The sequence below is a fragment of the Lentisphaerota bacterium genome, from assembly GCA_016873675.1.
Classification (GTDB): Bacteria; Verrucomicrobiota; Kiritimatiellia; order RFP12; family JAAYNR01; genus VGWG01.
This window is the reverse complement of the sequence record VGWG01000145.1, coordinates 1-5,618: the sequence shown is the minus strand read 5'-3', so window position 1 is coordinate 5,618 and position 5,618 is coordinate 1. Positions and strand designations below refer to the sequence as shown.

At 61.5% G+C, this 5,618-nt stretch carries 7 protein-coding genes; 6 read left to right on the top strand and 1 reads right to left on the bottom strand.

Going from position 1 to position 5,618, the window contains the following annotated elements; genetic code table 11:
- Nucleotides 1-70 precede the first annotated feature (70 nt).
- The 4 genes from FJ222_11760 to FJ222_11745 all read left to right on the top strand — a co-directional run bounded on the left by FJ222_11760 (nucleotide 71) and on the right by FJ222_11745 (nucleotide 3,656).
- On the top strand, nucleotides 71-508 hold the full coding sequence (locus tag FJ222_11760; protein ID MBM4165098.1) for an FkbM family methyltransferase: 438 nt from the start codon (nucleotides 71-73) through the stop codon (nucleotides 506-508).
- A gap of 106 nt (nucleotides 509-614) precedes the next feature.
- Nucleotides 615-1,433 (top strand): YdcF family protein, encoded by an 819-nt coding sequence (locus tag FJ222_11755; GenBank protein MBM4165097.1) that lies wholly within the window; start codon nucleotides 615-617, stop codon nucleotides 1,431-1,433.
- Entirely contained in the window at nucleotides 1,423-2,577 is a 1,155-nt protein-coding gene (locus FJ222_11750; protein MBM4165096.1) for a glycosyltransferase family 4 protein, read from the top strand. The genes FJ222_11755 and FJ222_11750 overlap by 11 nt, the downstream gene beginning before the upstream one ends.
- On the top strand, nucleotides 2,574-3,656 hold the full coding sequence (locus FJ222_11745) for a glycosyltransferase family 4 protein (GenBank protein ID MBM4165095.1): 1,083 nt from the start codon (nucleotides 2,574-2,576) through the stop codon (nucleotides 3,654-3,656). The genes FJ222_11750 and FJ222_11745 overlap by 4 nt, the downstream gene beginning before the upstream one ends.
- A 251-nt stretch (nucleotides 3,657-3,907) precedes the next feature.
- Here the strand turns inward: FJ222_11745 and FJ222_11740 are convergent, their stop codons facing one another.
- The gene (locus FJ222_11740; protein ID MBM4165094.1) at nucleotides 3,908-4,105 is read right to left on the bottom strand and encodes a hypothetical protein; all 198 of its coding nucleotides are present in this window, start codon (nucleotides 4,103-4,105) and stop codon (nucleotides 3,908-3,910) included.
- Nucleotides 4,106-4,177: 72 nt separating this feature from the next.
- On the opposite strand from FJ222_11740, the gene FJ222_11735 reads away from it, so the two are divergent.
- Both FJ222_11735 and FJ222_11730 read left to right on the top strand, forming a co-directional pair.
- Complete coding sequence (locus tag FJ222_11735; GenBank protein ID MBM4165093.1) at nucleotides 4,178-4,468, top strand: hypothetical protein; 291 nt, start codon at nucleotides 4,178-4,180, stop codon at nucleotides 4,466-4,468.
- Between the two features lie 49 nt (nucleotides 4,469-4,517).
- Nucleotides 4,518-5,618 (top strand): glycosyltransferase (locus FJ222_11730; GenBank protein ID MBM4165092.1); only part of this gene is annotated, 1,101 nt, incomplete at its 3' end.

Sequence of the window (5,618 nt, the reverse complement as noted above, 5' to 3'; positions counted from 1 at the left end):
ACGCGCATCCGGTGTCGTTTATCCTCCTCTGTTTTGTGTACAAGAAGGATAACCGGATGCGCCTTTCTTAATCAACTACCACCCACAGATTCTCGTGAAGTGCCGATTTAAGAATATCCTCATTGAGAATTGCGCCGTCGCTGAGAAGGATGGCGAGGTTGAGTACAGTCTGAGTGCGGCCAGCGACTCGTTCTCCATCTGTTTGGGACCAAGATCTACAGAAAATACGACCCGCGTGAAGGCGTTGTCGATCCAATCTCTCCTCAATAGCCATGAGATTGAGCGTGTGGACTTCATGAAAATGGATATTGAAGGTGAAGAGGTCCATATATTAAATCAGAGGGCGGATCTGGCTTGGCTGGACAACGTGGATGAACTTAATATTGAGGTACACGGCCAAAAGGGCGGAACGGAGAAGCGGGACATTGTCAATGTGCTGGTTTCGCGCGGTTTTTCAGTTGAGGACAGTACGTCTCACAAAGCAAGTATTTTGGCCAGACGTCTATGAGAGTTCCATAGGGCACATGTTTACCAGTTGTGTCCCTATGTTTCGTCTTGACGGTTGTGTATTGAAGGAGATATTAAATGGGATCAGCGGGTAATCGGGTAATTCGATGAATGTGGCGCTGCTGACTTGGGTGTGCAATCCATTCTCGGTTGCCGTGGCGTTGGCTGTGGCGGTGTGGCGGTGCTTGCGCCCGTCGGGGGGGGCATCGGCCGTACGAAGGCGTAAAGCTGGCCGTACCCTATCGTGGATTCTGGTGGGATGGATGGCCTTCTGGACGCAGCCGTTGCTGGTGAACCTGATTGGGACTTGGCTTGAGGCGCCCTATCCGTATGTCGCGCCTGAGGGTCAGCCCACGTGTGATGTGATCGTGTTGCTGGGCGGCGGGATGGGGCGCGCCAAATGGGCCGGTGGCATACCGGAGATGTTCGGCTCAGCCGACCGTGTCTGGCATGCGGCCCGCCTCTGGCGGGCAGGCCGCGCGCGGTACATCATCGCTTCCGGGAACTCGGAGGAAGGCTCCTCGGTGCCGTTGCTCTTAGACTTGGGTGTGCCGCGCCAGGCGATCCTGGTGGAGTCCCAAGCCAAGAGCACGTTACAAAATGGGCTCTATGTGCGTCGGTTGATCGATGAGCGGGGCTTTTCCAGACGGGTCCTGCTAGTGACATCCGCCTGGCATATGCGTCGGTCTGAAATGATTTTTAGGGGCTTTGGGCTTGAACCGGTGCCTGCCGCAGTCGACCATGAGGCCTCTTATGGCGGATGGAAAAGCGTGTTGGCTGAAAAGGGTGTAACCCCTTGGCATATCCTGCCGAGCGTCCAGGCCATGGCATCGGGATGTGTCTATGTGAAAGAGTGCCAGGGGCTGCTGGGTGACCGGCTGCGGGTCAGCCGGGCAAAGCGGGAGCGTATTCACGATGGCCTTTAGACCCGGGGTGCGGGGACTGCGCCTACTTTGGCTGGGGCCTTGGCATAGTGATGAGGCACTCTTCGGGCGCCGGGCCGTGAACCAGGCGGCCACGCAATGGTCGCGCGGCCTGTTGCGCGGGTTGGATGCGGCTGGCTGCACGATTCGGGTGTGCACACATTGCCGCGAGCAATACTGGCCTGGTGGTGAGCTGTTGCCCGGGCGGAAGGCAGACTTCGATGCGTCGTACCCTGTCCGCGCGGGCCGCTACCTGAATGTGCCTTTGGCGAGGGACAGGTCGCTCCGCACCCTCTATCGGCGGCTTGTCCGAGAGGAGATTCGGGCGTTCCGGCCTGATATTGTGTTCGGGTACAACTTGGCGTCCTATCACCGTGCGGCTGTGCCCTTGCTGGCGGAGGCGGGAATCCGCTGGGTGCCGATCATATTGGATCAGGACGATCCTGCGGCAGATGGATGGACGACGTTCACGTGTCAGTCCCGGGGCGCGGCGGGATTGGTTTTCCTTTCGCATTGGGGATACGTGAACTGTCCGCTGTCCGTGCCCCGGCTACATCTGGATGGAGGTGTCGATCGGTGGCGGGATGAGGGAGGCAGCGAGGCCGGTGACCGGTGGGTGGTCTATAGCGGAAAGTATGATGACCAGTACGGTGGGCTCGACCTGCTGTTCGAGATGTTCGCCCGTGTACGGACGCCGGGATGCCGTTTCATCCTTACGGGAAAAGACCCGAAGGAGCGCCTGGCCGTCTATTTGCGACAGGAACCACGGGCTGAGTACCGGGGTTTCTTGGCGGAAGACGCCTTGCATGCACTCCATTTGCGCGCCTCTGTCTTTGTCAACCCACGGCCGCCGACGGTCAGCGACAATCGGATGACTTTTCCGTCAAAGTTGCTCCATTACCTCGCCTATGGGAAACCCGTGGTCAGCACTTGGACTGACGGTCTGTCGCCGGAGTACCGCGAATGGCTCCTGGTTCCGCAGCAGCCGACCGCAGAAGGGTACGCGGCGCTGATCGACCGGGCCTTAACGACGGAGTACGGGGGCGAGCGACTCCAGTCACAGCGTGACTGGGTGTTACGGACGCGCACTTGGGAACGGCAGGCGGAGCGCTTGCTCGCGTGGTGCGGGGAGATGGCGATTCCATGAGCGGGTTGAGGATCGCATTCTGTTGGACAGGCCTGACAGGGTATATGCCCAGTTGCTGGCGGGCGTTGGCTAAGTTACCGGATGTTGAACAGAGGATCTATATCGAGACGCGCCGGGCTAGCACTGCTCAGCACGCTTTTCGGGAGGACGGGCTGGACGGGCTGCGAGTCCGGGTACGGGAACGCGACGACTGTGCGGGGGTAGGGGCTTGGCTGGACGAGCTTGTGGAGTTCCGGCCTGACTTGGTTGAGGTCACCGGATGGGTCGGGCGTCTGCAGCGGGCTGTTGTGCGCTCACCGCGACTGTCAAGTACGCCCAAGATTTTGGGGTTAGATCTGTCCTATCGCGGGACGTGGCGACAGCGTCTTGCGCCGTACGTGCTTCGCAGCTATCTTCGACGGTTCTGCGCGGTCTGTGTGCCGGGTGAACGGGCTGCCGCCTATGCGCGGCATTTGGGCTTTGCCGAAGCACAGATCGAGCGCGGCCTTTACGGATTTGACTACGACGGCTTTGCAGAGGCGGCTCAGGCGCGGCCTGTCCTTCCCTGGCCCGCGCGTTTTGTCTTTGTGGGGCGCTACTGCGAAGACAAGGGCGTTGACGTTCTTCTCAAGGCTTACCGGTGCTACCGGCTGCGCGTGCCACGCCCTTGGCCGCTGACGTGCTGCGGGATGGGGCCGCTAGCAGATGCTGTGTGCAGGGAGGAGGGTGTGACCGACGCCGGCTTTCTCCAGCCTGAGCAGATGCCAGGCTTTCTGGCTGGACAGGGCGTCTTCATTCTGCCGAGCCGCTACGAGCCTTGGGGTGTTGCGCTTGGCGAGGCCTGCGCGTCCGGCCTGCCGGTGATCGCCTCGCGGGCGTGCGGGGGTACAGCCGAATTGGTGCGAGCATACGAAAACGGCCTGCTTTGTGAGGCAGGGTCAAGCGAGAGTTTGGTAGACGCGATGCTCTGGATGCATGGCCGCGCCGACGAGCTGCCCGTCCTGAGCGCTCGCTCGCAAGCGCTGGCTCGACCTTATGCCGCCCAGGCTTGGGCGCGGAGTTGGTACGCGTTGGCAGTGAAGCGGAGGCTCGGCGCATGATCCTCTACCCGGGCCAAGGCGCCGGCATGTGCAACCGTCTCCTGGCCGCCGCGCATTTGATTGCGCACGCAGAAGCTCGCGGCCGCACGGTTGTAATCGGTTCTCTGGTCCGGTATGGCCCCTACTTTGAGGGGTTGCCGCATCGAGGTTTACTGGTGCGCAGGTCTGCACACCCAGACACACTGCGGTCAAAGTGGCCGCCCGTGTCAGTGCTTCGCAGCGGAAGCTTCCCTCCAGGCGAGATACCGCTCTCACTGTCGGCTGTGGAACGAGCCGAGCGCGCCGCAGTGCTCGTGGTGGTCGGCTGGCGGTTCCGAGACGATCAAGCCGTGCGGGAGCACGGGGATCTGATCCGAGCAATATTTCGGCCCCGCCCTCGCTTCAGGCAGGCTGTTGATGACAGCCTCGCTCCGCTGAGGGACCGCTGTGACATAGTAATCGGCGTTCATGTCAGGCGCACCGATTACGCCGCTTTTCGCGGCGGGCGCTTCTTCTACAGCGACACAGACTACAGACGGGTGATGGCGGATCTGGCCGAGCGCAACGGTCGGGTCGGCTTCCTGTTGGCTTCCGATGCGCCGCTGGACATCCGAGCCTTTGGCGGGCTGACAGTCCGGCAGGCGCCCGGACATGAGCTCGCAGACCTTTATGCGCTGGCGGGCTGCGACTACATCGTCGGGCCGCCCAGCACTTATTCGACTTGGGCCGCGTTCTATGGTCCGACACTTCTCTTCCATATTATGTCGCCCCACGAACATGTAACATTTGAAGATTTTAAACGGGTGCCTGAGATGGCGAACCTGTCGCGATAACTATGACCAGCGAATAGGCAATTAGTTTGTTGGTACACTGGTTCATTACATGGAGATTCTTCACATTGTCGCGGGATTACCACCGGGTGGCGGGATCGCGGAATCGGTGCCGGCGCTGTGTCGGCATCTGCAGCGGCAGGGGCACACGGTAGTGCTGGCGACGGTCGCGCGGGCGGATGAACGGCTGTCGGAGGCGGTGGGGCGGGCGGAGCAGACAGGGGTGCGGGTGGTGCGGTTCAGGCCGAGTCACCCGCATTTTTTGTTTTTCTCATGGGAGATGTTGCTCGGCCTTGGACGGTTCGTGCGGGATGCGGATGTGGTGCATGTTCACTCCAACTGGACGTTTCCGGTGTGGTGGGGGTGCTGGTGCGCAAGGCGAGCCGGAAAGAAGCTGGTGATGTCGCCGAGAGGGTGTCTCGATTCGGTGCGTCTGCGTCATTCGGCCTGGAAAAAACGGTTGGCGGGGATACTGGACCAGTTTTTTTTGCGGCGGGCGGATGTGGTGCATGTCACCTGTGGGGCCGAGGCGGCGGGGGTGGAGCGGTATCTGGGAGGCGGGCCGAGGATTGTGGTGATTTCGAACGGGGTGGAGGTGGATGCGTTTGAGGGTGAGAAGAGACGGGAAGATGTGGACAGAAGGTGTCCGGAGTGCGGTGGAAAGCGGGTGGCGTTGTTCCTGTCGCGGCTGCACCCGCTCAAGGGGTTGGACCTGCTGGTTGCCGCCTGGAAGGAAGCGGCGGAGGCGTTCGACGATTGGCATCTGCTGATAGCGGGACCGGACGAGAACGGCTATCAGGGGACTATTGAGCGGATGGTACAACGCGCGGGAATCGCGTCGAGGGTGACTTTCTGCGGGCCGCTTTACGGGGACGAGAGGGCGGCGGTGATGCGGGCGGTTGATCTGTTTGTGCTGCCGACGCGCCATGAGAATTTTGGCATGGTGGTGCCCGAGGCGCTGGCGAGCGGGGTGCCGGTGATCTGCACGAAGGGGGCGCCGTGGGGGGAGTTGGTGACGGCGCGTTGCGGGTGGTGGGTGGAGGTTGGGGTTGAGCCGCTGGCGGAGGCGCTGCGGGAGGCGATGGCGCTGGGTGATGAGGAGCGGCGGGAGATGGGGCGGCAGGGCCGCCGGCTGGTGCAGGCGAGGTATACG